This window comes from Paraburkholderia sp. PAMB 6770 (genome assembly GCF_057748135.1).
In genome coordinates this window covers 1,582,858-1,609,843 of the sequence record NZ_CM173239.1, presented here as the reverse complement: position 1 = coordinate 1,609,843, position 26,986 = coordinate 1,582,858, and the positions used below count along the sequence as shown (strand labels likewise).

The window sequence follows — 26,986 nt, the reverse complement described above, 5'->3', positions numbered from 1 at the left end:
GAACCATCATGAACGACCCGCGTGATCCCGAACCGGACAGCACCGCCGCACGCGTCGCATTGTGGCGCGCGCTGCACGTGATGGCGGATCCGCCGCCGCACGTGTTCGACGACCGCATCGGCCTCGCGCTGCTCGCCCCCGACGCCGGCTGGCGCGCACGCGGCGACATGGACCTCGGCTTTACGCGGCCGTTTCGCGCGTCGATCGTCGCCCGCGCGCGCTTCATCGAAGACCGGGTAGCCGACGAAGCGCAGCGTGGGCTCGATCAGTACGTGATCCTCGGCGCGGGTCTCGACACCTTCGCACAGCGTCGGCCCGAGATTGCGTCGCGTCTCACGGTGTTCGAGATCGATCGTCCGGGTCCGCAGGCCTGGAAGCGGGCCCGGCTCGTCGAACTGGGCTTCGGCGTGCCGGACTGGCTGCGCTTCGTGCCGGTCGATTTCGAGGCCGGCGAGCCCTGGCGCGACGCGCTCGCCGCGGCGGGGTTCGACGCGCGCAAGCCGGCCGTCGTGGTGTCGACTGGCGTCAGCATGTACCTGACGCGAGAAGCAAACGCCGCGACGCTGCGCGAAGTCGCGGCCTGCGCGCCCGGTTCGACGTTCGCGACGACGTTCCTGCTGCCGCTCGATCACGCGGACCCGCAGGTGCGGCCCGGTCTCGAACGGGCGCAGCAGGGTGCGCGCGCGAGCGGCACGCCGTTCATCAGTTTCTTTACGCCGGACGAGATGGTTGCGCTTGCACGTAATGCGGGGTTTCGAGCGGCGCAGCACGTGTGCGCGGACGATCTGGCAAAGCGCTACTTCGCGGACCGCACAGACGGGCTGCGTCCGCCGGCGCGCGCGGAAGAACTGCTGGTCGCGCAGACCTGAGCGTCGGGCGCGGACGGGCGCAAGCGGTGCGAGCGCCGCGGCGTGCATCACGGCTTGCATCGCAGCACGCACAGGCACGCACAGGCACGCACAGGCACGCACAGGCACGCACAGGCACGCACCGACACGCACAGACACGCACAGACACGCACAGACACGCGTGGAGACGTGTCCCGCGCGACGACACGCTGCCGACGCGGGCATGCTGACCGGATTGCGCGGCTGCCCGCTCACCGCCGGTTCATCGGCGGCCGTCGCAGTCCGCGCACGTGAAGCCGCGGCCGCCGATGGCCTCGCATCGGGCACCCCGCCTTAGCGCTTCGTCATCCGCGCATACGACGCGATCATCGTGGCCAGTTCCTGAGCGGCTGGCGTGAGCGGCACGCTCGCGCGCTGCAGCACGCACACCTGCGAACCGGCGGCCCGCTCGGCGATCGGGATCGCCGCAAGCTCGCCGCCGAACATCCGGTGACGCGTGACGACCGACGGTTCGAGCGACAGCCAGTCGGTTTCGGCGACCAGATGCAGCGTATCGAACAGCGACTCGGTGGTCGCGACGATGCGCGGCGCCGCGAGGCCGTGCGCGGCGAACAGGTCCGTCAGGCGGTTCACCGGCGGCTCGTTCAGCGTGCCGGGCGCGCGCGTGGCGATCCAGTCGCACCCGGCGAGCGCGGCGAGCGTCGTCGCATGCCGCAGCGGATGAGCGCGCCGGCACACGACCACCGGGTCCGACGGATACAGCGGCGTAACGATGAGATCGTGCGTATCGGTGCTCGCCGCGACGAGCGCGACGGCGAAGTCGAGCGAGCCGTCGCGCAGCCACGAGATCATCTTGCGCGACGTGCCGCTCGCCAGATGCACCGAGACCCGTGCAAAGCGCGCGCGATACTGCGTGAGCACCGGCGCGAGCGCGTCGATCATCGGCTCGGTGGTCATGCCGAACGCGACGCTGCCTTCATGATCGCCGCGCAGTTGGCGCATTTCGCTCTCGGTGCGCTCGCACTCGCCGAGAATCACACCGGCGCGCGCCAGCAGCCGTTCCCCATACAGCGTCAGCCCGATCCCGCGATTGGTGCGCGTGACGAGCGGCGCGCCGAGTTCGAGTTCCAGATTCTGCAACTGCTGCGTGACGCTGCTCTGCGCGAGCTGCAGCGCGCGCGCCGCGCCGCGCAGGCTGCCGTGCGCGGCGACCGCGGCAAACACGCGCAGTTGGGCAAGGGTCAGGGCCATGGGCGGGCGATCGGTAAAAGCGATCATGATAGCCGCAGCGGTACTACGCGTCGCCTTTTGGGCGCCCTACGATAGGCGCTCGATTCTTCGGGAGGAAGGCGACAATGAACAGATTCTGGCGCGCCGCGCTGAGCGGTCTCGCGGCAGCGAGCCTGCTCGGCGCGGCAGGCGGCGCGCATGCGGGCGACACGAAGGTGATCCGGTTCGGGATCGACCCGACCTATCCGCCGATGGACTCGAAGGCGCCCGACGGCAGCGTACGCGGGTTCGACGTCGATCTCGGCAACGAGATCTGCCGGCGCCTGCACGCGCGCTGCCAGTGGGTCGAACTGGAGTTCTCCGGGATGATCCCGGCGCTCGAAGCGCGCAAGATCGATGCGATCCTGTCGGCGATGGCGATCACCGCGAAGCGCGAACAGCAGATCGCGTTCTCGTCGAAGCTCTACCAGTTCAAGTCGCGCGTGGTGGCGCGCGCCGGCTCGGGACTCGGCAGCGATGCGGCGTCGCTCGCGGGCAAGCGGGTCGGCGTGCAGTCGGGCACGCAGTTCGAGAGCTATGCGCTCGCGAACTGGGCGCCGCATGGGGTGAGCGTCGTGTCGTACAAGAGCCAGGACGAAGTGTTCGAGGACCTCGTCAACGGACGCCTCGATGCGGCGCTGCTCGGCATCGTCGAAGCCGATCAGGGGTTCCTGCGCACGCCCGAGGGCAAGGGCTTTGCGTTCGTCGGCGCGCCGCTGTCGATGGGCGATCGCGGCGTCGGCATCGGCCTGCGCAAGGACGATGCGGCGCTGAAGGCGTCGATCGACGCGGCGATCGCATCGATGCTCGCGGACGGCACCTACGCGCGGATCGCGCATCGTTATTTCTCGTTCGATCCGTACGGCGGATGAAATCATCAATACTGCTAACGACATTCCGATCTTGTTTCTGCCATGCATACGCACACGATACCGCTGATTTCGCCGGCCGTCGGCACGCGCCGAGAACTGACCAGTTTTCACTTCGGGCCTGCCGACGCGCGCGAGAAAATCTATATCCAGGCCGCGCTGCACGCGGACGAGATTCCGGCGATGCTCGTCGCCGTCATGCTGCGGCGCCGTCTTGCCGCGCTGGAAGCGGCCGGCGAGCTGGCCGCGCAGATCGTGATCGTGCCGGTCGCGAACCCGGTCGGACTTGCGCAGCATCTGCTGGGACAGTTCATCGGGCGCTTCGATCTTGCGAGCGGGCGCAACTTCAACCGCAGCTTTCCAGCCTTCGACGGTGTCGCGCAGCAGCTGGACGGCGCGCTCGGCCCCGACGCGCAGCGTAACGTCGCCCGGGTGCGCACGCTGATGCGCGACGCGCTCGCGCGCCAGACGCCGCGCACCGAGTTCGAATCGCTGCAGCATGCGCTGCTCGCGCTGTCGCTCGACGCGGATGTCGTGATCGACCTGCACTGCTCGCTCGAAGCGACGCTGCATCTGTACACGAGCGATGCGGCGTGGCCGCAGTTCGAGCCGCTCGCGCGCTACCTGGGCGCGCAGGCGTCGCTGCTCGCGACGGACTCGGGGGCGCAGGCATTCGACGAGGCGCACAGCCTGCCGTGGTGGACGCTGCAGCAGCAGGCGGGCGACGCGCCGCTGCCGCCGGGCACGATCGCCGCGACGATCGAATGCCGCGGGCAGCGCGACGTGTGCAACGAAACCGCCGCGCGCGACGCGGACGCGATCGTCGATTTTCTGCGCGCGCGCGGCGCGCTGCGCGGCACGGCGCGGCCGATGCCCGCGCTCGTGCGGGCGCCGACGCCGCTTGCCGGCAGCGAGCAGTTCTACGCGCCCGCGAGCGGCATCCTCGTGCATCGCGCGGCGCCGGGCGACCTGATCCGCGCGGGCGATCCGCTGTTCGACATCGTCGATCCGCTGAGCGACGAGACGATCACCGTGCGCAGCCATACCGAAGGCGTGTTCTACATGCGCCGCGCGATCCGCTTCGTGACCGCGGGCGCGCCGCTCGGCCGCGTGACGGGCACGCGGCCGATCCGGACCGGGGTGCTGCTAGGGGCGTGAGGGGGGAGGAGGGGCGCGTGGACCCGCGGCTGAACGACCCGCGGCACGGCGAGGGCGCCTTGTCCCGTTCCCCGTTGGACGTCGACGGCCCTGAAATTCAGCCTTTTCGCGCGCACCACGCGCTTTGTGCACCGCACAGACCGGATGGTCCATGCGGTGCATCGTGGGCCGCCGCGCGGGCGGTCAGTGCTTCAGGCAGGTATCGGCATTCTTCCAGGTGCAGGTGTCGAGCCCGGTGTGAATGACGGGCGGCACCGACTTGCCCTGGACGAGATCGCGCATCACCATTGCCGCGCGGTAGCCCATTTCCTCCGGCCGCTGCCCGACGAGCGCATTGACCTTGTGCTCCTTGAGCGCCTGCATCTCGGGAGCGAGCGTGTCACCCGACACGATCACGAACTTGCCGTCCTGGATCTTCTGCATGATCGGAGCGACCACCTGCGAGTAGGCCTGCGGCGCGAACAGCGGCCAGCCGCCTTCCAGGACGAACGCGTCGAGGCCGGTCGGATTGGCCGTCAGCGTGTCCTGCATCATCTGGTTGGCGCGCGCGGCATCGTCGTTCACGTACAGCGGACAGGCGCTGATTTCATGCCAGCCGTTCTGCCCGTCGAGCTTGCCTGTGTTCTTCTTGCCGGACAGCGCATCGCGCGTGCCCTGTGCGCGCTGGTTGATGTTTTCGGCCGCCGGGTTGCCCATCACGAGGCAGATGTTGCCGCCCTTCGGCATCAACCCCTTCAGTTGCTGGCCGAGCTTGTAGCCCAGTTCATAGTTGTCGGTGCCGACGTAGCTCTTGCGCAACGACGCGTCCTTCGGCAGCAGATCCGCGTCCGTGGTGATGACCGGGATCGTCACGTGGCGGCGGCGCAGTTCCTCGGCGACGGCCGGCGCATTGGACGGCGAGATCGCGAGCGCCGATACGCCCTTGGTCAGCAGGTCGTCGATGATCTGGACTTCGGCGCTTTCGTCCGCGGCGGTCGCGGGTCCGGTGTAGTAGCAGTTGAAGCCCTGCTTGTGGAGTTCCTTGTTCGCCCGCTCGCATCCCTGATGCATGAGGTCGAAGTAAGGGTTGTCCAGACCCTTGACGACCAGCGCCAGGGTCTTGTCGGCTGCGAAGGCGGAGGAGGCCATGACGAGCCCTCCGATCGCGGCGATGCACATCCACGTCTTCTTCATTGTTTCCTCCTGTTCGGCGCCGCGTGCGCGGCGCGCATGTCTGCTCGCACGATTTTCTTCATCATCCGGGGCCGACCCGTGTCCGGGCGCAGCCCCTTGCGCGGAACCTGACAATCCCTCTCACTGCTGCGCCCGGCAGTTCCGCCTTTCGACCGGCCGCGCCTTGCTCGCCTCGCTCGCTACGCCTCGCACCGCGGCCCTGTCACCGCCCTTGCCGGTTGCCGATCCGGTTGAACAGCACGGCGACGATGATGAAGCTGCCGACCACCGTGCCCTGCCAGAACGAATCGACGCCGAGCAGGATCAGGCTGTTGCGGATCACTTCGATCAGCGCCGCGCCGATGACCGTGCCGAACGCGCTGCCGATGCCGCCCATCAGGTTGGTGCCGCCGATCACCGTCGCGGCGATCACGCGCAGCTCGTCGCCGGTGCCGAGCCCGGTGGTCACCGCGCCGAGCCAGCCGACTTCGAGGATCGCGGCCACGCCCGCCATCAGGCCGCCGAGCACGTAGACCGAGCAGATCACCGCGCGCACCGGCACGCCGGTGAGGTTGGCCGCATGGCGGTTGCCGCCGACCGCGAACACGTAGCGCCCCCAGCGCGTCCACGCGAACGCGAACCAGAACAGGATCGCGAACAGGATCAGGAACCACACGGGGTTCGCGACGCCGAACGTGGCGCCGCCGCCGAGCGCGAGCAGCTTGCTGCTGTCCGGACCGAAATCGAAAATGGTGCTGCTGCCCGAAATCACCAGCGCGAGGCTGCGTCCGACGCTCAGCATGCCGAGCGTCACGACGAACGGCTGCATGTCGAGGTACGCGATCAGCAGGCCGTTCACGAGCCCGACGAGCCCCGCGGTAAGCAGCCCCATGCCGATGCCGGCCCAGATCGAGTGGCCCGCGTGCATCACCACCGAGAGCACGACGCCGGATACGCCGATCGTCGAGCCGACCGAAATGTCGATGCCGCCCGTGACGATCACCGCCATCGCGCCGAGCGCGACGATCGCGACGAACGCGAAATTGCGCGTGACGTTGAACAGGTTCTGCTCGGTGGCGAACGTCGACGTGACCACCGACAGCACCACGCAGGCGGCGATGGTGGCGAGCACGACCCAGAACACCTGGCTCGCGAGCATGCCGCTCCAGCGCGTATGGGTTTTCGCGGCTTGCGTATCGTCGAGCAGGGTCGGCATGGGGTTGGGCCTTTGCGGCGCGTCGTTCACGTTCGGGTCTCCGTGCAGGCGGATTCAGGCGGCGGCGATGGCCCCGGTGATGAGGCCGGTGACCTCTTCCGGCGAGGAGGTCGCGGTGAGCTTGTCGGCCACCTTGTGTCCGCGCCGCATCACCACCACGCGGTCGGCGACGGTGAAGACGTCCGGCATCCGGTGGCTGATCAAAATCACCGCGATGCCGTGCTCCGACAGGCGCTTGATCAGATCGAGCACCTCGGCCACCTGGCGCACGCTGATCGCGGCGGTGGGCTCGTCCATGATGACGAGCCGCGCCTCGGACAGGCGCGTGCGCGCGATCGCGACCGCCTGCCGTTGTCCGCCCGACATCTGCCGCACCAGATCGTGCGGGCGCGTTTCGGATTTGAGTTCCCGGAAGAGTTCGCCGGCGCGCCGGTACATGCTGGCGTGATCGAGCACGCGAAAGGGACCGAAGCCGACACGCGGCTCGCGGCCGAGGAAGACGTTGGCGGCGGCCGTCAGGTTGTCGCACAGCGCGAGGTCCTGGTAGACGACCTCGATGCCCTGTGCGCGCGCATCGACCGGCTTGCCGAAATGCACCGGCTTGCCGTCGATCAGCATCGCGCCGTGCGAAGGCGGGAAGTTGCCGGCAATCACCTTGACCAGGGTCGATTTTCCGGCTCCGTTGTCTCCCATGAGCCCGACCACCTGGCCGGGCTCCAGGCTGAATGTCACGTCGTTCAGCGCGTGAATGGCGCCGAAGTGCTTGGAAACGCCTCTGAGTTCCAACAGGCTCATGGACAGTCGCGCTCGCTCCGATGGGTGTCGTCCAATTAGTGGGTCGGGCGACAAGTAGACAGACTATTTACCCTGTTTGTAGAGCACGATAGCGCTTTTGGCAAGCCTCGTACAGTGCGACCGCAGGGTGTAAACCGTGGGTGTCGCACCGCACCATGACGTCATCCAATTGAAGTACTAAATAACTGCTTCACAGTACGTGGCGCGCGATCGTTTGGGGGGTTTTTTCTCCGGTAAACCCCGCATCGTGCAAACCCTGGTTCATGCGGCGCGGCTCCGCTTTCTGCGCAGCGCGCGCAATTCGGGCTCGTGCTTTTCGGCCCACAGCCACACGCCGCAGAAGGCGGCACACAGGCTCGAACCGAGTTCGGTCAGCGCATACTCGACACGCGGCGGCACTTCCGGGTATACCGTGCGCAGCACGAGTCCGTCGGCTTCCATTTGCCGTAATGTCTTCGTCAGCATGCGCTGGCTGATCGAGCCGACCCGTTCGCCGACGCGCGTAAAGCGCAGCGCGCCGTTCTGTTCGAGTACTTCGAGCACGCACATGGTCCATTTGTCGGCGACGCGGCCGAGCACGTCGAGGACGAGGGTATCGAGTTCCGCGCGCGAAGCGCGCCCCTCCTGCGACCTGAAAATCACCCGGCGGCTGTCGGGGCCGCCGGTTTTTGCCGATGTGCGCTTGACCATTGTCCTGCCTCAATAGTTACATCCGTGTGCGTACTGCACAAAAAAGTGCCTACTTCCCAAATGAGAGTATTGGGCCTACGCTAGCACAACCTTACTCAGGAGAACAGCCATGCAAACCAAGGGAAACACGATTCTGATCACCGGCGGCGGGTCGGGCATCGGGCGCGCGCTGGCGCAGGCCTTTTATCGCCGCGGCAACACCGTCATCATCGCGGGACGCCGCAAAGCCGTGCTCGACGAACTCGCGCAGGCGAATCCCGGCATGGCCACGGCCGTCGTCGATCTCACGGATGCGCGGGACATCGCCCGCTTGGCAGCGGACATCGCGCGCGACTACCCGTCGCTGAACGCGCTCGTCAACAATGCGGGGATCATGCAGCCGGAAGACTGGCGCGGCGCCGACGTGAACACGGACATCGCCGAGGCGATCATCGCGACGAACCTCGTCGCGCCGCTGCGCCTGACGGCCGCGCTGCTGCCGCTGCTGCGCAGGCAGCCGAAGGCGGCGCTGCTGAACGTTTCGTCGGGGCTGGCGTTCCTGCCGCTCGCGTTGACGCCGACGTACAGCGCGACGAAAGCCGCGCTGCACTCGATGACCGAATCGCTGCGCTACCAGCTCAAGGACACCGGCGTCGAGGTCATTGAAATCGCGCCGCCCTATGTGCAGACCGAACTGATGGGCGAGCAGCAGGCAAGTGATCCGAATGCGATGCCGCTCGCGGCGTTCGTCGACGAAGTGATGACGATTCTGGATACGCAGCCGGACGTGCGCGAAGTGCTGGTCGAACGGGTGCGGCCGCTGCGTTTCGCGGCCGAGCAGGGCTACGAGGGCTATGTGCGGCAGTTCAACGGGCTGAACGACCACTTCGCGGCGCATTAGCCGGGGCGGGGCACACGCTGCATGTATGCTTCGTTGTGCCAGGAAAGTGGCGAATCATCGACGCGTGTCGTCCGCGTGGTCCGCATCGCTTGCGCAGAGCGCCTTCAGCCGCCGGTAAAGCGTGCGCTCGCTGATCCCCAGATGCGCAGCCAGTTCGCTGCGCATGCCCTGAAACCGCGCGGCGATCGCCGCGAGTTCGGCATCCGGCAGCTTGCCGCGCGCACGCGGTCGGGCCGCCCATGCGGGCTGAGCGGGCTCAGCGGGCTGAGTGGGCTGAGCGGGCTGAGCGGGCTGAGCGGGCTGAGCGGGCTGAGCGGGCTGAGCGGGCTGAGCGGGCTGAGCGGGCAGTGCCGCCGCGGGCGCGGCGCGCAGTGTTTCGGGCAGGTGCGCGGGCCGGATGATGTCGTCGTCGGCAAGCAGGCTCGCGCGTTCGAGCACGTTGCGCAGCTCGCGGATGTTGCCGGGCCAGCGGTACGCGCGCAGCAGCGCGAGCGCGTCGGGGGCGATTGCGCGCTGGCGCAGCGTTTCGCCGCGCGCGGCCGCGATGCGTTGCAGGATCGAATCGGCCAGCAGCGCAATGTCGTCGGCGCGCTCGCGCACCGCGGGCAGGCGGATCGGAAATGCGCTGATGCGAAAGTACAGGTCCGCGCGGAATTGACCGCTGGCGAGCATGTCGTCGAGCGGCTTGTGCGTGGCGGCGACGAGCCGGAAGTCCGCGCGCAGCGTCTCGATGCCGCCGACGCGGCGAAACGTGCCCGTTTCGATCAGCCGCAGCAGCTTGACCTGCATCGACAGCGGCACGTCGCCGATCTCGTCGAGAAACAGCGTGCCGCCGCCGGCGGTTTCGACGAGTCCGGGCTTGCGCGTCGTCGCGCCGGTGAACGAACCTTTCTCGTAGCCGAACAATTCGCTTTCGAACAGCGTCTCCGTGATGCCGGAGCAGTCGACCACGACGAACGGACGGTGCGCGCGATCGCTCGCTTCGTGCAGCGCGTGGGCGAACAGCTCCTTGCCGGTGCCCGATTCGCCGAGCAGCAGCACCGGCAGCATCGACGGCGCGACCCGCTGCAGCGCCGAGATCGCGTCGTTGAAGGCCGGCGCGCGACCGACGAGGCCGGCCTCGCTCGGCCGCGCCGACGCACCGCGCACGGTCGAAAGACGCTCGACGTAGGCGACGATCTCGAAGCGCGCGTCGAAGATCGGCCGCAGCTCGACGTCGACGTGTTCCGGTCCGCGCGGCGTGTGATGGATATGCAGCACGCGGTCCGCGCCGCGGGTGTCGGTGGCCCGCTTCATCGGACAGTGCTCGCCGGCGAGGTCGCACGGCACCTCGTAGTGATGCGAGACCTGATAGCAATGACGGCCGAGCGGCGGCTGCCCGGCGACGCCGAAGTGGCGCTGATAAGCGGTGTTGGCGGCGAGAATCCGGTAGTGCGGATCGAGCACGATCGACGGCTGCGGATCGTATTCGAGGTAGGACACGAGCGTCGCGATGTCGGGCGTGGTGTCCGGCGCATCCGCGGCGGGAGCGGTGCGTGGCACGGGCGGGGGCGAAGTCATGGGGCGGGTCGATCGGCGTGATGAGCATCACTATACCCGCTGATTGCCGCGACGGTCCGGCGGCACGTCATGGCGCCCAACCGGATGCGCTCCCTGTCCTGCCGCCGGCGGCGACGCACGCGCGGCAACCGCGAGGCACGCGGGCGAGACGGACTGTCGAACCGGCCCAGCCGGCCACAAACGCGACGATAGACGCGACGACAGACGCGACGACAGACGCGACGACAGACGCGACGACAGACGCGATGACAGACGCGATGACAGACGCGGCAGACAGCCCCCGCGCACGGTCCCGGTCCCATGTGTCGTCGCGCAGCGCGTTTTGCCCCAGGCGGGCGGATTCGCTGGTATCGTAGGCGCGTTCGTCCGGTTGGCGCGCGCATCGGGCAGCAGCGCGGGCCATCGCGGTTTGTCATGCGGTTGTCGGGGCTGTTGTGCCGCGCGTATGCGGGGTGCCCGGTCGTGCAGGTGGTGTTTCCGGTCATGAGTATCGATCGTCTTGTTTCACTCGCGTCGTCGCATCTTCAGGAAGGGCGTCTCGATCTGGCGGAAAGCCACTATCGCGACGCGCTGCGCACCGATCCGGTACATCGGGATGCCTGCCTCGGGCTCGCGCAGGTGCTGGTGCGGCGCAACTGCTTCGACGAGGCCGTCGGCTGGCTGACGCGGCTGCTGCGCCAACCCGGCGACGCCGTCGCGGTGCATCGCCAGCTGGGTTTCGCGCTGGCCTGCGGCGGACATCACCGGCGCGCGCTCGATCATCTCGAACGCACGCTCGCCGCCGACCCCGACGATGCGGCCACGCTGCATCTCGTCGCCAACCTGCAGCAGGCGCTCGGCCTCGCGAGCGCGGCGGCGGCGACGTACCGGCGCGCGCTGTCGGTGCGGCCGCTGATCACGATTGCCGCAGTCGTCGCGCCGCCCGAGTTTCGCGTGCTGTTCATCTTCGGGCCGGGGGCGGGCAATACGCCGATCGAGTATCTGACCGCACAGGCGCGTTTCGAAAGCAACGTGATCACGCTGTTGCCGGATGCCGGCTATGACTTCGAGCGGCTGCGCGGCTATGCGGACGTGGTCGTCAATCTGATCTCGGACGTCGATCGCGGGCACGCGCTGCTCGCGCCCGCCCAGGCGTTCGCGGAGCGCATCGGCGCACCGCTCGTGAATTCGCCGCAGCGCATTGCGCGCACGCGCCGCGACGCGGTCGCGCAGCAACTCGCGCAAACGCCCGGCTGCCGCGTGCCGTCCACGCGGCTGTGGCCGGCCGCCGAGCTTGCCGCCGCATGCGCGCACGCGTCCGGCGCGGGGCTCGCGTTCGCGCTGCTGGTGCGGCCTGCGGGCACGCACGGGGGCGAGGCCTTCGAGAAGATGGAGGACGCGCGGCAACTGCTCGCCTTCGTCGAGCGGCACGCGGCGAACCATTACTACGTGACGCCGTTCGTCGATTACCGGTCCGCGGATGGCTATTTCCGCAAGTACCGCTTCGTCTACGTCGACGGCGAGATCCTGCCGTATCACCTCGCGATCGACGACCAGTGGAAGGTGCACCACGTCACCACGCGCATGGCGGAGCTGCGCTGGATGCAGGACGAGGAACGCGCATTCCTCGACGACCCGTGGCGCGTGTTCGGCGCCGCGCAGCGCGCGAGTCTGCACGCGGTGCGCGAGACCATCGGCCTCGATTACTTCGGCATCGACTGCGCGCTCGATCCGGCGGGCGCACTCGTCGTGTTCGAAGTCAACGCGAGCATGCTTGTGCACGGCAACAACGAGCGGTTTCCGTACAAGCGCGTGGCGGTCGAGCGGATCCGGCAAGCGTTCTACGCGATGCTCGCGCGGCGCGCGCGGGCGGGGGATGCCGGGCTGGCGTAGTCGTGCCGGTCGATGCGCGCCGACGCGTGCCGGCGACCCGCGCTACTGCCCGCCGCCTGCACGACCTGCACGACCTGCACGACCTGCACGACCTGCACGACCTGCACGACCTGCACGAACGGCACGAACGGCACGAACGGCACGAACGGCACGAACGGCACGAACGGCACGAACGGCACGACCCGCACGACCCGCACGACCCGCACGACCCGTACGAACCGCACGACCCGCACGACCCGTACGAACCGCACGAACCGCACGAACCGCATGAACCGCACGAACCTCGCCGCGCGCTGGAGAAAGGGGCGCGCCACGTTCTGCGACCGGCCCGCCGACCAGGGCGCTTGTGCGGCGCGAGCGCTCCGCCCCCGCGCTTGCCCGCGTGGCCCACGCATTGCGCACACCCGCTCAACGGTGTCCGGACGCGACGCCCGCGCGAGGATTGCGCCGACCCTCGGCAGCCTGACGTTTCGTCATAAAAATGTCACAATCTCGCTTTGCCCGGCCGCCGGCCGCCGGCCGCGCAACCGCTGCCGCGCCGCCCGTGATCGTCCCGTGACCGACCGCGCAATCGCCGCGATTCTGTGCGCCAACAGGGATCCATGACCGTGATCAGCAACTTCGAAATTCTCTCCCGCCTCGCGATGGCGGCCCTGCTCGGCAGCGTGATCGGCTACGAGCGCGAGCGGCTCAGCTGGGCCGCAGGATTGCGCACGCACATGCTGGTCGCCGTCGGGGCCGCGCTGATGATGCTGGTGTCCGCGTTCGGATTCGCGGATGCGCTGACACAGAAGAACGTCGTGCTCGATCCGTCGCGCGTCGCGGCGCAGGTGGTGTCCGGGATCGGCTTTCTCGGCGCGGGCTCGATCCTGCTGCGCGGCGAGGTCGTGCGCGGTCTGACGACGGCCGCGAGCCTGTGGTCGGTGGCCGGCATCGGCCTTGCGGTCGGCGGCGGCATGTACACCGCGGCGATCGGCGCGACGCTGATTATTCTGATCATTCTCGCCGGCATCAAGCCGCTCGAACGGCGTTTCATTGCCGTTCGGCAGCCGCGCAGTATACAGTTGGTGGTAGAGCGCGGCAGCGTTTCGCTGGACAGCCTGCACCGCGCGCTGGGCACCGGCAGCGTCCGGGTCAAGCAGTTCGTCGTGCAGCAGGCCGAGGACGATCCCGAACTCGACGACGTGCAGATAGCGCTGTCGCGCGCGTCGGCCGACGAGTTCGCCGCGATCTGCGCGCGTCTTGCCGCAATGCAGGGCGTGCGCGTGTGCCGCCAGGACGACGATCCGCGAGGTGGATGGCGATGACGACGTACGACTATCACGGCTTCAGGCTCGAAATCTCCGTCGAGGATGCGCGCGCGCTGCGCAGCGGCTACGTCGCGGTTGTGCGGGTATTCCGCCGCGACGATCCGGTCGCGGCGTTCTCGCCGCTGCGCTTCGGCGAGACCGGCGGCCACCCGTTCGCGTCGGCGCACGATGCGCTCGCCGGCGGCTATGGCGCGGCGCGCAGGATCGTCGACGACCTGTTCGGCGAGGACGCCCGTTAAGCCGCGTGGCGCCCGCCACGCGGATTCGCCCCGCACGCCCCCCGGGTATGCGCGCGCGTCGCGATCGTGAGCGCGATCGCGATGCCCGCGCGGGCGAGGCATCGCATCGCGCGATGCCGCCGCCGCAGCCAGCGGATGCGCACGCGTCCACGCGCGAGGCCATCGACTTTCCCGTATCGGCGGGTTATAAGCCCAGAGGGCCGGGCGCCCGCGCCGGTCGCGTCCCCCTGCGGCATCCCCTGCGCATGCGCACGCGCACCCGCCGCCCCTGACACTGAACGCGCACGACACGGGAGATTCACGATGTTCGGTCCGCTGGCCCAGGTCTTCAACGACTCGGATGCGCGGCTTCGCCGCAAGCTCGGCTTCGTCTACGGCATGCTGATCGCGTTCAACGTGGCGGCCTGGGCGTGGGCGCTCGTCGCGTTCCGCACGCATCCGGTGTTGCTCGGCTCGGCCATGCTCGCGTACGGCTTCGGCTTGCGTCACGCGGTCGACGCCGATCACATCGCCGCGATCGATACGGTCACGCGCAAGCTGATGCAGGAGAAAAAGCGCCCGGTCGCCGTGGGCCTGTGCTTTTCGCTGGGACATTCGACGGTGGTCGTGCTCGCGTCGGTCGCGGTGGCGCTCGCCACGGCCGCGATCCAGAGCCGCTTCGACAGCCTGAAGGCGCTCGGCAACGTGATCGGCACGGCGGTGTCGGCCGGGTTCCTGTTCGCGCTCGCCTGGATGAACCTGCTGATCCTGCGCGGCATTTACCGCGCGTGGCGGCGGGTGCGCAGCGGCGGCGCGTACGAGGACGACGACTTCGACCTGCTGCTCGCGAACCGCGGCGTGCTTGCGCGGCTGTTCCGGCCGCTGTTTCGCGTCGTCACGCGCAGTGGGCACATGTATCCGGTGGGCTTCCTGTTCGGCCTCGGCTTCGATACCGCCACGGAGATCGGGCTGCTCGGCCTGGCCGCGAGCCAGGCGGCGAAGGGGCTGTCGCCGTGGGCGATCATGGTGTTTCCGGCGCTCTTCAGCGCGGGCATGTCGCTCGTCGACACGCTGGACGGCCACCTGATGCTCGGCGCCTACGGCTGGGCCTACCAGAAGCCGCTGCGCAAGATCTACTACAACATGACGATCACGCTGGTGTCGATTCTGGTGGCCGTCGTGATCGGCGGGATCGAGGCGCTCGGGCTGCTGGCCGACCGGTTGAGCCTGAAGGGCCCGCTGTGGGCGGCCATCGGCGCGCTCAACGACCACTTTGGCCTGCTCGGCTATCTGATCGTCGCGCTCTTCGTGTTCTGCTGGATTGCGTCGGTGGCGATCTACCGGGCGAAGCGGCTGGACGACGCCGGGCCGGGTGCGCGAGCCTAGATGCGCGCGGTGCGCCGCTGGGACAAGGAGGAAAGCAAGGAGGAAAGACAGGATGGACGAACGGATTCAGGCGGTACTCGACGCATATCACGCCCGCATCGACGAGGAAAAGATCCAGCGCGCGCAGCATCCGGCGCTGCGCGACAGTCGCAGCCGGGACCAGCTGATGCGCGCGGTCGGGCCGCAGACCGGGCAGTTGCTGAACGTGCTGGCAAGGAGCCTCGACGCGCCGACGATCCTCGAACTCGGCACCTCGTTCGGCTACTCGGGCATCTGGCTCGCGGAGGCCGCGCGGCACACCGGCGGCCGGGTGATCACGATGGAGATGTACGACTACAAATCCGCCTACGCACGGGACATGGCCACGAAGGCGGGCCTCGACGCGTACATCGAGTTCCGCGTCGGCGATGCGCTGGCGCTGCTCGACGCGCTGCCCGCCGGCATCGACTTCGTGCTGGTGGACCTGTGGAAGGACCTGTACGAACCCTGTCTCGACGCGTTCTATCCGAAGCTGAACCCGGGCGCGATCATCGTCGCGGACAACATGATCCGGCCCGTGCACGACGAGGTGAAGCGCTACGGCCGCGCGGTGCGCGCGAAGCCGGGGATCGCCAGCATCCAGCTGCCGGTCGGCTCCGGGCTGGAAATCAGCCGCTATCAGCCGCAGCCGCCATACGGCTGAGCGCGGCCGCTGGCTGCATCGGCGGCAATCGGCGGGCGTCGGCGGGCAATCGGCGGGCATCGGCGGGCGTCGGCGGGCAATCGGCGCGCACCGGCGGGCGTCGGCGGGCAATCGGCGCGCACCGGCGGGCATCGGCGGGCGTCGGTGCGCACCGGAGGGCACCGGTGCGCATCGGCGGATGGCCCGTCGACGCCTGCGTCCCGGCCCGTCAGCGCGGTATGCGCACCGTCACGACCGTGCGGCCCGGCCGGGATTCGAGCGTCAATGTGCCGTGCAGGCGCAGCGCGCGCGAGCGCATGCTGCGCAGCCCGGCGCCGTCATAGGGCGCGGCCGGTTCCGCTGCGAATCCGCAGCCGTTGTCAGCCACCACGAGGTCGAGCTGCGTGTCGCTGCCGCACAGCGCGACCTCGACGCGCGTCGCCTTGCTGTGCTTGAGCACGTTGGTGAGCGCCTCCTGCAGGATGCGCATCACGTGCAGTCCTTCCGGGGCCGGCAGCGGATGCGTCGGCGTGTCCACGATGCGCCACTGGCAGTCGACGCCCTGGATCTCGAAGAGCCGCGTGAGGCGGTAGCGCAGCGGCGCGACCAGGTCGGCGAGCGCGATTGCGCCGAACTGGTGATTCGACGCGGTGTCGATCACGATGCGCAGATCGTCGCGCAGCTCCTTCAGGATCGACAGGAAGCGCTCGGGCGCGATGCCCTGCGGCGTATGTTCGAGCGTCGTGATGCTGCTCACGAGCGTGCTGCCGAGGCCGTCGTGCAGGTCCTGGGCGAGCGCGAGCCGTTCGCCGAGGCGCGTGTTGACGAGTTCGAGCTCGTGCTGGTGCGTGAGCGTGCGGTTCAGTTCGTCGCGCGCCGCGGCGATCTTCCCGATCAGGTCGCGGTTGAAATGCTCGATGCGCCGCAGGCTCGCGGCAAAGCGCCACGCGAGCACCAGCGCCATGCAGATCATCAGGAACTGCGACGTGGCCGCGGTGTAGTAGATATTGGTGTCCAGCACGCCGAGAAATTCGAGCAGGTCGTGCAGACCGGCTGCGATGAACACGATCATGCAGACCGACAGGATCAGCTGTTCGGCGCGGCGATCCTTCAATGTGAAATAGAGAAACTGCAGGCAACTGAAGAAGAACAGCGTCGCGGCGCCGGTGATCGCGATCGCGCGCGCGTCGAGCAGGGACTGCCGCGGCATCAGCAGCAGCGCGACGGAGGTCGCCGCGACGACACCGCCGAGCGCCGCCTCGAGACGGCGCGGACGGCGCTCGCAAAAGCGCAGCACGAAGATCGTGAAGCACGCGCAGAACACGACGAACAGGATCGCCGATACGACTTCCCACCGGTCGTTGTTGTCGAACGGCCAGGGGCTGGTCGCGACCTGGTTGTACGCAAAGCACCACCATGCGAGCGACAGCAGGCTGAACCAGCCATACGTCGTCTCGCGCCGGCGCATCAGCCACAGCACGCCGAAGAAGCTGCCGAGCGTCGCCGTCACGGCAATGCTGATCAGCTGGATATCGTGCCGCTGCCAGCGCTCGCCGCGGTAGAGCGCGCGGATCGCAGCCGGCGCGCCGAGCACGACGGGCCCGAGTCCCGGCTGATAGGCAGCCAGCCCCGACACGCGGATCAGCAGCGTGTTGGCGCCCGGATGAACCAGCGGCGCGGGCAGCCGCCAGTAGCGCGGCGTATTCCACGCGCGCGTCAGCGGCTCGCGCAGATGCGGGTCGCGCCCGAGCAGCACGCCGTTCAGATACACGGCGCCCGCCATGTCGAGGTAGTCGAGGATCACGCTCGTCGGGCCGTCAGCCGGCTGCCATTGCCATGTGAGGCGGTACCAGACCACGCCGTCGAAGCCGGGCCAGCGGGTGCTCCAGATGTCGGGCAGGCTCACCGGGCGCCAGCCGCTCGCGGGCGGCGCGCTCGCCTGCCAGTCGGAGCGCACGGCCTCGACGGTGAACGGGATGCCCGCGGGCGGCGCGGCGCGCGCGGGTGCGGCGGGCAGCAACAGCAGCGCGACGAGCGCTACGGCAGCCAGCCCAGCGAGCGCCCTTCGAAGACCGCCTGGGTGCGCGAATTGACGGCCAGTTTCTTGTAGATGTTCTTGATGTGGCATTCGACCGTGAGCTTCGACAGGCACAACAGTCCGGAGATTTCCCGGTTACTCAGCCCTTTGGCGACCAGCGCGAGAATTTCGGCCTCGCGCGCGCTCAGCGCCGGGACGGCTTCCTTTGCTTCGTCCCCGTTCGGCTTGCTGCCTGCGCCTTCCGGCGTCCCCGGGCCGACGAGGTCGAGAATGCGGCGCGCGATGAACGGGTCGATCGGCGCGCCGCCGCGCAGCGCGCTGCGGATCGACAGCATGATCTCGACGTCCTCGCGTTCCTTGAGCAGGTAGCCGGTCGCGCCGGCTTGCAGCGCGCTGACGATGATCTGCTCGGTACTCCACGCGGAGATTACCACGATGGGCAGCGCCGGATCCGCGCGGTGCAGGCGGCGGATCAGGTCGATGCCGCTGCCGTCGGGCAGGCCGATGTCGACGAGCGCCATCGCGACCGGCTCCTCGACGAGCAGCGCGTCGGCCTGCGCAATGCTGCCGACGCACAGCAGCGCGTCGTCGCGGTAGCCGAGGTTCGTCAGGATCGCGCGCAGCCGCAACTGCGTGACCGGTTCGTCTTCGACGACGAGCAGCGGGCCGGGCAGAACGGACTCGTCGGGGGCAACGGGCAGGGACGGCATAGGCTGGATCACTCCGCGAAGGATGCGCCTATTGTGCCGCGCGAACGGCGCAGGCCGCCATACCGTGAATTGGGTAGCGGTGCGTCGCGCCCCCGGTGCGCCGTGCATACCTGGTTTCGGGGATATCGGCGCACGGGGGGCATTGATAAGCTGCGTGAGCAGTATGCGGACGAGGCGCGAGGAGAACCGCCGGGGCACACCGGACAATCACGCAAGACGGGGAATCGGTGCAGCCTGCCGTGCCGGACCGGAGAAGAAAAACGCATCGCACGGAGTGCTTGAAACACCCGTTCGAAAACCGGTCAGAACAACGAAGCATCGGGCATCGCGCGACCCTGCGCGGCCGCCCTGGGCGATGGCCAGCAGGATTGCGAGGCGAAGCGCATGCGGGACATGCCGTGCTGCTCCGACCGGGGGCGGTCGCCTGCATGAGGATCGAGGGGCAGTTTTATTCAGCGAGTGGGGGATCGGGAATGAACACGACGACGCGCGTGATGCGCTCACCTGCGACGGCTGCGGCCGCCGCGCTATGCGTTTTTCTGACGGCTTGCGGCGGGGGCGGTTCGTCGCCAGGCACTTCGTCGTCCGGCGGGTCGTCGGCGGCGAAGTTCACTGTCGGCGGTAGCGTCAGCGGACTGCCGTCCGGTGCGCAACTGGTGCTGGAGAACAACGGCGCCGATGCGCTGAGCGTCGCCGCAAGCGGCGCGTTTTCGTTCGCGGTGCCGGTGGCCGCGGGCGCGGCCTATGACGTCACCGTGCAGACGCAGCCCGCGTGGTGGAACTGCGCGGTCAGCCATGCGAGCGGCACGGCGAGCGCGGACGTGACGAGCGTCGCGGTGGCCTGCGCGGTCGACACCGCGACCTCCACCTCGCTCGCCGCGGCGGCCACGTTCAACGCGGTGCAGGCGGGCGACGGCGCGAAGCTGGTGGGCGTCGCCGTCGACGCGAGCGGCAACGTGTACGCGTCGGACAACAACGCAGGCGACATCTACAAGCTGGCCGGCGGCACGGGGACGCCCTCGATGATCTACACGTCGGCCGGCGGCGCGGGGCTGATGGCGTTCGGCGCGAAGAACGCGACGCTTTACGAGGCCGATGCGCTCGATCAGGCGATCGTCGCTTACAGCACGCAGACGGCCACCGGCAACTACGTGATCGACAATTCGACGAGCGGCCTCGTGAACCCGACCGGCGTCTCGGTCGACGCGAGCGGCACCCTCTACGTCGTCGATACCGGCACGAGCCCGGCCACGGTGACCGAGTATTCGTCGAGCGGCACGAAGCTCGCGACGCTCGCGAGCGGCAGCGCGACGTTCACGCCCTACGGCGTGACGGTGGATGCGAACGGCAACGTCTACGTGACCGACCAGACGCACAACGCGGTGTTCAAGCTCGTGTCCGGCTCGCCAGTGCTGCTCGCCGGCTCCGGCAGCGCGGCCGACACCGACGGCACCGGGTCGCAGGCGGCCTTCAATGCGCCGGGCGGGATCGTCGCGGACGCGGCGGGCAATCTGTACGTGGTCGATACCGGCAGCGGCGCGGTGCGCCAGATCACGCCGGCCGGCGTCGTCTCGACGCTCGATACGGTGACCGGGGCGACCTCGATCGCGGTGGATGCGAGCGACAACCTCTACCTGACCACGCAAGGCTCGAACGCAGGCGTCATCAAGCTCGCGCCGACCGTGCAGTAAGCGGTTGCGCCCGGCACACGGCGCGCGCGGCGCGCCGCGGCGGCTTCGGCCGCGGCCGGGCGCGCGCCGCCGCTTCATCTCCCTCTCTCAGCGCCGCCTCGTCACCACACGGCCTGGCTCGCAATCGCGTACTGCGTGCACGCCGGATCGGGCAGGCGCGGCGTGCCGTATTCCATCTGCTCGATGCTGTCGACGAGCGGCAGGCCGAGGCGTTCGAGCCAGCCGGACAGGCCGAGCGCGGCCGGCGTGTCGATCCGCACGAACATCCCCGCGTTCGACGCGAGCCAGTGGCTGATCAGCGCTTTCGCGCCGCTTGCGTCGGGGGCGCCGGATGCGTCCGGCGCGACGACCGGACCGATCACATGACCGTCGCCGAAGCGCCGGAACAGCGCGAAGCCCACAAGCTGCCCGTCGCGGTCGAGCGCGATGCCGCTCGACACGTCGAGCAGTTTCGGCAGCAGGTCGGTGCGATCGAGCGCGCTTGCGCGCGTGGCGAGTTCGACGAGGCGCGGCACGTCGTTCACGCCGAGCGGACGCAGCCGCTCGCCCGGCGGCAGCGACACGAGCGGCGGCTGGAACGCCGCGCCCTGATGCTGATGAATCCGTCCGATATGGCGAAAGCCGAGCGCCTCGACGAGCGGCCGGCCGGCTTCGCTCGCGTGCAGGCGCAGCGTGCGCGGCGCGAGCGCGCGCATCCAGTGCGAAATCATCGCGCGGCCGATCCCCTCGCGCTGGTGGTCCGGCGCGACGATCAGCATGCCGAGCGTCGCCGCGTCGCGGCCGAAACACCACGCGAACGCGCTGCCGACGATCGTGCCGCGCGCGTCCACCGCGACGATGCCCTCGCCGATGCGCGCCGCGAAGCGCCAGTCGTCGGGACGGTGGCGCCAGCGCACCGCCATCGACAGCGCATGGCATGCGGTGATGTCGTCGGCGTTGAACGCGCGATAGGCGATGGCGCTTTTCGTGCTGGGCTCGGACACGCCGGCCTCCTCGTTCGATGAATGCGTAGCGAGACTATCGCATCCGCGCCCGCGCGTGGCTAGGACGATCTTCCTGTTTTCGGCGCCGCTCGCCCTGTTCCGGCGGCGCGCGCCGCGATGCGCCCGCGCGGCGCCGTGATGCAACGCAAAACGGGGCGTCGGGGTGCGCATAACGCGTCATCTGTGCTGAAAGCGGGATTTTGTCGGCGCATTATGCGGCGCCCGCGGCCTTACGATGTTTCGCATCAGGAACCTTCGCAAGGGACAGTGATGGACCAGTTCGATCCCGCCTCGATTGCCGTGCGCAGCGGCCATTTCATCGGCGGCGCCTACGTCGCGCCGGGCGGCGCGTGCCTCGACGTCGCACGGCCCTCCGATGGCGCGCGCTACGCGTCGGTGCCGCTCGCCGACGCGGCGCTCGTCGGCCACGCGCTCGACAACGCGGCGCAGGCGGCGCGCAGCGCCGGCTGGGGGCGCATGGCGCCGCGCGAGCGGGCCCGCGTGCTGCGGCGCTTCGCCGATCTGATCGTCGCCGATGCGCGCACGCTCGCGCCGCTCGAAGCGCTCGGCTCGACCCGCCCGGTGCGCGACGCGTACCACTGGGACGTGCCGTTCGCCGCCGACAGCATCCGCTTTTACGCCGAATTCGCCGACAAGGTCGGCGGCGACGTGGTGGCGACCGACCACGATCACCTCGGCATGACGATTGCCGAGCCATACGGCGTGGTCGGCGCGATCGCGCCGTGGAATTTTCCGCTGGTGATGGCGGCGTGGAAGATCGCGCCCGCGCTCGCGGCGGGCAACGCCGTCGTGCTCAAGCCGTCGGAACTCACGCCGTTTTCGGCGCTGCGGCTGGCCGAGCTGGCCGTCGAGGCCGGCATTGCGCCGGGCGTCTTCAATGTCGTGCAGGGCGACGGCGCGACGACCGGCGACGCGCTGGTGCGCGCGCCGCAGACCGCCAAGGTGACGTTCACCGGCTCGACGCGCGCGGGCGCGCAGATCATGGCGGCCTGCGCGGAAAGCGGCACGAAGCCGGTCACGCTGGAGCTGGGCGGCAAGAGCCCCCAACTGGTGTTCGCCGATGCGCCGCGCCTCGACGAGGTCGCGCGTCGCATTGCCGGCGCGATCACCGGCAACGCCGGACAGGTCTGCGTCGCGGGTTCGCGGCTGCTGGTCGAGCGCAGCGTCGCCGCGGAGCTGATCGCGCGCATCGAACAGGCGTTCGCCGGATTGCGCGCGGGCGCGACGTGGGCCGCGGGCACGACGCTCTCGCCGATCATCTCGCCGGCGCAGGCCGGCCGCATCGACGCGATCGTCGCGCGCAGCGTCGCCGCCGGCGCCACGCTGCACTGCGGCGGGCAGCGCGTGGAAGCGCCGGTGCCCGGCGCCTTCTATGCGCCGACGATCCTGAGCGGCGTCACCGCGGCCTCGGAAGCGGTGCGCGCCGAAATCTTCGGGCCGGTGCTGACCGTGCAGACCTTCGAGTCCGAGGAGGAGGCGCTCGCGCTCGCCGCGCACCCGGACTACGGGCTTGCGGCCGGCGTGCATACCGCGGACCTCGGCCGCGCGCTGCGCATCGTGCGCGCGCTCGACGCGGGGACCGTGTGGGTGAACCGCTACGGCCGCTCGAACGACTTCATGCTCCCGACCGGCGGCTTCAGGCGCTCGGGCCTCGGCAAGGATCTCGGGCGCCAGGGCTACGAAGCGCATCTGCGCTTCAAGAGCGTGCTGATCGATACGCGCGGCTAGGCGGCGGCGTCGTGCGGCGCCGCAGAATCTGCTGCGGGCGACCCGTAAAACGACCGGTTTATACCGTCGCAGCCCCCCGAATCGGCGACCTTCGCGGATTTTGCGCTGCTTAAATTTTTCACAGGGACGCTTCTCCTGTTTTCGCCACTGAGCCCGGCACGGGTTCGCCACACGAAAGGATTGTCATCATGATCGATTTCGAGCCGAAGTACATCACGTTTGACTGCTACGGCACGTTGACGAAATTCCGCATGGCCGACATGGCGCGCGAAATGTACGGCAACCGCCTGCACGGCGCGGAGCTCGAGCAATTCGTCGCGTTCTTCGCGGCGTACCGCCGCGACGAGGTGCTCGGCGCGTGGAAGCCGTATCGCGACGTGGTCGTGAACGCGGTGCGCCGCGCGTGCAAGCGGATGAACGTCGAGTTCGTCGAGGCCGAAGCCGAAAAGTTCTACCTCGCGGTGCCCACCTGGGGGCCGCACCCGGACGTGCCGGAGGGCCTCGCGCGGCTCGCGAAGAAGTATCGCCTCGTGATCCTGTCGAACGCGTCGAACGACCAGATCCAGAGCAACGTCGACCAGCTCGGCGCGCCGTTCCACCGCGTGTTCACCGCGCAGCAGGCGCAGTCGTACAAGCCGCGCATGCAGGGCTTCGAGTACATGTTCGACCAGCTCGACTGCAATCCGGGCGACGTGCTGCACGTGTCGTCGAGCCTGCGCTACGACCTGATGACCGCGCACGACATGGGGGTGCGGCACAAGGCGTTCGTCAAGCGCGGCCACGAGCCGGGCACGCCGTACTACGAATACTACGAGGTCGACACGATCGGCGACCTCGCAACGCAACTCGGCCTGTGAGCGCACGCCCGCGCGCCGCCCCGCACCGCACCGGAACCCTTCGATGAAGCTCGATTCCTACTGGCTCGACACCGGCCTCGACACCGCCCAGCCCGGCTCGCTCGCGAGCGAGGGGCCGGTCGCCGGGCGCTTCGATGTCGCGATCGTCGGCGGCGGCTTCACCGGGCTGTCGGCGGCGCTGGCGTTCGGGCGGCGCGGCGCGAGCGTGGCGGTGCTCGACGCGGGGCGTCTCGGCGGCGGCGCGTCGGGGCGCAACGGCGGGCAGTGCAACACGGGCGTCGCGCAGGACTATGCGGCGCTGCGCGCGCAGCTCGGCGTCGAGCGCGCGCAGGGCTGCTATCGCGCGTATGCGGCCGCGGTCGACACGGTCGAGCGCCTGATCCGCGAGGAGCAGATCGAATGCGATTACGTGGCGTCGGGCAAGCTGAAGCTTGCGGCGAGGCCGCATCATCTCGCGCATCTCGAACGCACCGCCGAGCTGATCAGCCGCGAGGTCGACCCGGACGTCGAAGTGATCGGCCGCGACCGGATCCGCAGCGAGGTCGCCTCGGACAGCTTCCACGGCGGCCTGCTGCAAAAGCATGGCGGCCAGATGCACATGGGACGCTTCGCGCACGGGCTCGCCCGCGCGGCCGCGCGGCGCGGCGCGCAGCTCTACGAGCAGGCGGCGGTCACGGCGATCGCGAAGGAGGGCGGCGGCTATCGCGTGGACTGCGCGCGCGGCGCCGTGCACGCGCAGCAGGTGCTGATCGCGACGGGACCGTCGCGGCACGGTCCGTTCGGCTGGTACCGGCGCCGGCTCGCGCCGGTCGGCTCGTTCATCATCGTCACCGAGCCGTTGCCGGCCGGGCTGCTCGCGCAACTGCTGCCGATGCGCCGCTCGTACACGACGAGCCGGCTGATGCACAACTATTTCCGCGTGACGCCCGACGCGCGTCTGCTGTTCGGCGGCCGCGCGCGCTTTACCGCATCGGAGCAGCCGTCCGATGCGCGCAGCGGACGCATCCTGCAGCGCAACCTCGTGCAGACGTTTCCGGCGCTCGCGCAGGCGCGCATCGATTACTGCTGGGGCGGGCTCGTCGACATCACCGCCGACCGGCTGCCGCGCGCCGGCCAGCACGACGGCGTGTGGTACTCGATGGGCTACAGCGGCCACGGCACGCAGATGTCGACGCACATGGGCCAGGTGATGGCCGACGTGATGAGCGGCAACGCCGCGGCCAACCCGTGGCGCGATTTCGCATGGCCGGCGATACCGGGGCATACCGGCAAGCCGTGGTTTTTGCCGCTCGTCGGCGCGTATTACCAGATCAAAGACGTTTTTTATTAAGCACACAACAGACGGCTTCGACACGTGCGGGCCGCCACCCCTTTCCCCACATCAGACGCGGAGAAGTTCATGAACAACGATCACACGCCCGTAGACCTGGTTCATGCCGGCACAAGGCCCGACGAGTTGACCCGATCCGGCGCCTCGCGACGCGATCTGCTGCGCGCGATGGTCGCGGGCGGGCTGATGTCGGTGACCGGCGCGGGACTGCTCGCGGCAAGCGGCAGCGCGTTCGCGCAGGCGCAGCCGAAGCAGGGCGGCAAGATCCGCGTGGCCACGCAGTCCGCGTCGGCGGCCGATACGCTCGATCCGGCGAAGGCGTCGGTGTCGACCGACTACGTGCGCATGAACATGCTCTACAACGCGCTGACCGAATACGATTCGCACCTCGGCGCGAAGATGGCGCTCGCGCAGTCGCTCGACACGAGCGATGCGACCGTGTGGGTCGCGAAGCTGCGCAGCGGCGTGCAGTTCCATGACGGCAAGGCGCTCACGCCCGCGGACGTGGTCTATTCGCTGATGCGCCACAAGGATCCGGCGGTGGCCTCGAAGGTGAAGACGCTCGCCGACCAGTTCAAGGACGTGAAGGCGACCGGGCCGAACGAGGTGACGATCACGCTGCAGGGCGCGAACGCGGACCTGCCGGTGATCCTCGCCGATGCGCACTTCATGATCATCAAGGACGGCACCACCAGCTTCGCGACGGCGGTCGGCACCGGCCCCTTCACGCTGAAGAGCTTCTCGCCCGGCGTGAACACGGTCGGCGCGCGCAACGCGCATTACTGGAAGCCGGGCCTGCCGCATCTCGACGAGATCGAGCTGGTCGGCATCGGCGACGAGTCCGCACGCGTGAACGCGCTGCTCTCCGGCGACGTGCAGCTGATCAACGCGATCAGCCCGCGCTCGACCGCGCGCATCAAGGGCACGCCCGGCTACACGGTGCTCGAGACGAAAACCGGTCAGTACACCGATCTGATCATGCGCGACGAAGGCGGCATCACCGGCAACACCAACTTCCGTCTCGGCCTGAAGCACCTGCTCGATCGCGAGCAGATGCGCAGCGCGGTGTTCCTCGGTTATGGCGAGATCGGCAACGACCAGCCGATCGATCCGACCAACAAGTATTTCTTCGCCGGGCTGCCGCAACGCAAGTTCGATCCGGACAAGGCGAAGTTCTACTTCAGGAAAGCCGGCCTCGGCAGCACGCCGCTGCAGGTGTTCGCATCGCCGACCGCGGACGGCTCGGTCGAGATGGCGATGCTGCTGCAGCAGCTCGCGCCGCAAGCCGGCCTGAACCTGCAGGTGACGCGCGAGCCGTCGGACGGCTACTGGTCGAACTACTGGATGAAGAAACCGCTCACGTTCGGCAACATCAATGCGCGCCCGAGCGCGGACGTGATCTTCACGCAGTTCTTCAAGTCCGACGCGCCGTGGAACGAGGCGAACTGGAAGAGTCCGCAGTTCGACCAGATGCTGCTCGCGGCGCGCGGCGAACCCGACGAAGCGAAGCGCAAGAAGATCTACGGCGACATGCAGGTGCTCGTGAACGAGCAGGGCGGCATCGGCATTCCGATGTTCCTCAGCTCGCTCGATGCGCACACCACGAAGCTGCAGGGGCTCGGCTCGATCCCGATCGCCGGCCTGATGGGCTTCGCGTTCGCCGAGCACGTCTGGCTCGCCTGATGCATGCGCGGCCCGGGCCGCGCGCCCGGCTGCGCGCGCGAGCGCGCCGTCATCACAGGAT

The 26,986-nt window shown here is 68.9% G+C and carries 24 protein-coding genes and 1 pseudogene; 14 read left to right on the top strand and 11 right to left on the bottom strand.

Annotated elements, in window-relative coordinates; genetic code table 11:
* The first annotated feature begins 8 nt into the window (after positions 1 to 8).
* On the top strand, positions 9 to 869 hold the full coding sequence (locus tag AC3AP7_RS24540) for a class I SAM-dependent methyltransferase (protein ID WP_487362903.1): 861 nt from the start codon (positions 9 to 11) through the stop codon (positions 867 to 869).
* 312 nt (positions 870 to 1,181) lie between these two features.
* Here the strand turns inward: AC3AP7_RS24540 and AC3AP7_RS24535 are convergent, their stop codons facing one another.
* Complete coding sequence (locus AC3AP7_RS24535; protein ID WP_487362902.1) at positions 1,182 to 2,099, bottom strand: LysR substrate-binding domain-containing protein; 918 nt, start codon at positions 2,097 to 2,099, stop codon at positions 1,182 to 1,184.
* A gap of 104 nt (positions 2,100 to 2,203) precedes the next feature.
* On the opposite strand from AC3AP7_RS24535, the gene AC3AP7_RS24530 reads away from it, so the two are divergent.
* A complete protein-coding gene (locus AC3AP7_RS24530) occupies positions 2,204 to 2,989 on the top strand; it encodes a transporter substrate-binding domain-containing protein (protein WP_487362901.1) in 786 nt (261 codons plus the stop codon).
* 42 nt (positions 2,990 to 3,031) lie between these two features.
* Complete coding sequence (locus AC3AP7_RS24525; protein ID WP_487362900.1) at positions 3,032 to 4,144, top strand: succinylglutamate desuccinylase/aspartoacylase family protein; 1,113 nt, start codon at positions 3,032 to 3,034, stop codon at positions 4,142 to 4,144.
* 183 nt (positions 4,145 to 4,327) lie between these two features.
* On the opposite strand, the gene AC3AP7_RS24520 is transcribed toward AC3AP7_RS24525, so the two are convergent.
* The 4 genes from AC3AP7_RS24520 to AC3AP7_RS24505 form a co-directional block, all read right to left on the bottom strand.
* Positions 4,328 to 5,317: a sugar-binding protein gene (locus tag AC3AP7_RS24520; RefSeq protein ID WP_487362899.1), complete on the bottom strand. Its 990-nt coding sequence runs from the start codon at positions 5,315 to 5,317 to the stop codon at positions 4,328 to 4,330.
* 202 nt (positions 5,318 to 5,519) lie between these two features.
* Positions 5,520 to 6,512 carry an ABC transporter permease gene (locus tag AC3AP7_RS24515; protein WP_487362898.1) on the bottom strand — a complete coding sequence of 331 codons (993 nt, stop codon included), beginning with the start codon at positions 6,510 to 6,512 and terminating at the stop codon, positions 5,520 to 5,522.
* 54 nt (positions 6,513 to 6,566) lie between these two features.
* Entirely contained in the window at positions 6,567 to 7,307 is a 741-nt protein-coding gene (locus tag AC3AP7_RS24510) for an ATP-binding cassette domain-containing protein (RefSeq protein ID WP_487362897.1), read from the bottom strand.
* Positions 7,308 to 7,568: 261 nt separating this feature from the next.
* Positions 7,569 to 7,997: a winged helix-turn-helix transcriptional regulator gene (locus AC3AP7_RS24505; RefSeq protein WP_487362896.1), complete on the bottom strand. Its 429-nt coding sequence runs from the start codon at positions 7,995 to 7,997 to the stop codon at positions 7,569 to 7,571.
* A 109-nt stretch (positions 7,998 to 8,106) separates the two neighbouring features.
* On the opposite strand from AC3AP7_RS24505, the gene AC3AP7_RS24500 reads away from it, so the two are divergent.
* Positions 8,107 to 8,877 carry an SDR family oxidoreductase gene (locus AC3AP7_RS24500; RefSeq protein WP_487362895.1) on the top strand — a complete coding sequence of 257 codons (771 nt, stop codon included), beginning with the start codon at positions 8,107 to 8,109 and terminating at the stop codon, positions 8,875 to 8,877.
* Between the two features lie 54 nt (positions 8,878 to 8,931).
* Here AC3AP7_RS24500 and AC3AP7_RS24495 read toward each other — a convergent pair whose 3' ends face one another.
* Both AC3AP7_RS24495 and AC3AP7_RS24490 read right to left on the bottom strand, forming a co-directional pair.
* Positions 8,932 to 9,042: a helix-turn-helix domain-containing protein gene (locus AC3AP7_RS24495; RefSeq protein WP_488324874.1), complete on the bottom strand. Its 111-nt coding sequence runs from the start codon at positions 9,040 to 9,042 to the stop codon at positions 8,932 to 8,934.
* Positions 9,043 to 9,246: 204 nt separating this feature from the next.
* A pseudogene (locus tag AC3AP7_RS24490) lies at positions 9,247 to 10,437 on the bottom strand (sigma-54 interaction domain-containing protein); the annotation flags it as partial.
* Between the two features lie 483 nt (positions 10,438 to 10,920).
* Here AC3AP7_RS24490 and AC3AP7_RS24485 point away from each other — a divergent pair.
* Complete coding sequence (locus tag AC3AP7_RS24485; RefSeq protein WP_487362894.1) at positions 10,921 to 12,309, top strand: tetratricopeptide repeat protein; 1,389 nt, start codon at positions 10,921 to 10,923, stop codon at positions 12,307 to 12,309.
* Here the strand turns inward: AC3AP7_RS24485 and AC3AP7_RS24480 are convergent.
* A complete protein-coding gene (locus AC3AP7_RS24480; protein WP_488324825.1) occupies positions 12,258 to 12,587 on the bottom strand; it encodes a hypothetical protein in 330 nt (109 codons plus the stop codon). The genes AC3AP7_RS24485 and AC3AP7_RS24480 overlap by 52 nt on opposite strands.
* A gap of 324 nt (positions 12,588 to 12,911) precedes the next feature.
* Between AC3AP7_RS24480 and AC3AP7_RS24475 the strand changes: the two genes are divergently transcribed.
* The 4 genes from AC3AP7_RS24475 (at position 12,912) to AC3AP7_RS24460 (ending at position 15,905) form a co-directional block, all read left to right on the top strand.
* Positions 12,912 to 13,616 carry an MgtC/SapB family protein gene (locus AC3AP7_RS24475; RefSeq protein WP_487362892.1) on the top strand — a complete coding sequence of 235 codons (705 nt, stop codon included), beginning with the start codon at positions 12,912 to 12,914 and terminating at the stop codon, positions 13,614 to 13,616.
* Entirely contained in the window at positions 13,613 to 13,858 is a 246-nt protein-coding gene (locus tag AC3AP7_RS24470) for a hypothetical protein (RefSeq protein WP_487362891.1), read from the top strand. The genes AC3AP7_RS24475 and AC3AP7_RS24470 overlap by 4 nt, the downstream gene beginning before the upstream one ends.
* Before the next feature lie 303 nt (positions 13,859 to 14,161).
* Positions 14,162 to 15,223, top strand: coding sequence for a HoxN/HupN/NixA family nickel/cobalt transporter (locus AC3AP7_RS24465; protein WP_487362890.1), 1,062 nt, complete (start codon positions 14,162 to 14,164; stop codon positions 15,221 to 15,223).
* A gap of 52 nt (positions 15,224 to 15,275) precedes the next feature.
* Entirely contained in the window at positions 15,276 to 15,905 is a 630-nt protein-coding gene (locus AC3AP7_RS24460) for an O-methyltransferase (protein WP_487362889.1), read from the top strand.
* A 208-nt stretch (positions 15,906 to 16,113) separates the two neighbouring features.
* On the opposite strand, the gene AC3AP7_RS24455 is transcribed toward AC3AP7_RS24460, so the two are convergent.
* Together AC3AP7_RS24455 and AC3AP7_RS24450 are read right to left on the bottom strand one after the other, a co-directional pair.
* Positions 16,114 to 17,904 carry a sensor histidine kinase gene (locus AC3AP7_RS24455; RefSeq protein WP_487362888.1) on the bottom strand — a complete coding sequence of 597 codons (1,791 nt, stop codon included), beginning with the start codon at positions 17,902 to 17,904 and terminating at the stop codon, positions 16,114 to 16,116.
* 17 nt (positions 17,905 to 17,921) lie between these two features.
* Positions 17,922 to 18,632, bottom strand: coding sequence for a response regulator (locus AC3AP7_RS24450; RefSeq protein ID WP_487362887.1), 711 nt, complete (start codon positions 18,630 to 18,632; stop codon positions 17,922 to 17,924).
* Between the two features lie 473 nt (positions 18,633 to 19,105).
* On the opposite strand from AC3AP7_RS24450, the gene AC3AP7_RS24445 reads away from it, so the two are divergent.
* The gene (locus AC3AP7_RS24445) at positions 19,106 to 20,323 is read left to right on the top strand and encodes an NHL repeat-containing protein (RefSeq protein WP_487362886.1); all 1,218 of its coding nucleotides are present in this window, start codon (positions 19,106 to 19,108) and stop codon (positions 20,321 to 20,323) included.
* 101 nt (positions 20,324 to 20,424) lie between these two features.
* Here AC3AP7_RS24445 and AC3AP7_RS24440 read toward each other — a convergent pair whose 3' ends face one another.
* Positions 20,425 to 21,306 carry a GNAT family N-acetyltransferase gene (locus AC3AP7_RS24440; RefSeq protein ID WP_487362885.1) on the bottom strand — a complete coding sequence of 294 codons (882 nt, stop codon included), beginning with the start codon at positions 21,304 to 21,306 and terminating at the stop codon, positions 20,425 to 20,427.
* 270 nt (positions 21,307 to 21,576) lie between these two features.
* Here AC3AP7_RS24440 and AC3AP7_RS24435 point away from each other — a divergent pair, with 270 nt between their 5' ends.
* The 4 genes from AC3AP7_RS24435 (at position 21,577) to AC3AP7_RS24420 (ending at position 26,925) form a co-directional block, all read left to right on the top strand.
* A complete protein-coding gene (locus tag AC3AP7_RS24435) occupies positions 21,577 to 23,055 on the top strand; it encodes an aldehyde dehydrogenase family protein (protein WP_487362884.1) in 1,479 nt (492 codons plus the stop codon).
* 188 nt (positions 23,056 to 23,243) lie between these two features.
* Positions 23,244 to 23,912 carry a haloacid dehalogenase type II gene (locus tag AC3AP7_RS24430; protein ID WP_487362883.1) on the top strand — a complete coding sequence of 223 codons (669 nt, stop codon included), beginning with the start codon at positions 23,244 to 23,246 and terminating at the stop codon, positions 23,910 to 23,912.
* A 43-nt stretch (positions 23,913 to 23,955) separates the two neighbouring features.
* Positions 23,956 to 25,242: an NAD(P)/FAD-dependent oxidoreductase gene (locus AC3AP7_RS24425; RefSeq protein WP_487362882.1), complete on the top strand. Its 1,287-nt coding sequence runs from the start codon at positions 23,956 to 23,958 to the stop codon at positions 25,240 to 25,242.
* Positions 25,243 to 25,311: 69 nt separating this feature from the next.
* Positions 25,312 to 26,925, top strand: a complete 1,614-nt coding sequence (locus AC3AP7_RS24420; protein WP_487362881.1) for an ABC transporter substrate-binding protein — start codon at positions 25,312 to 25,314, stop codon at positions 26,923 to 26,925.
* Positions 26,926 to 26,986: the final 61 nt, after the last annotated feature.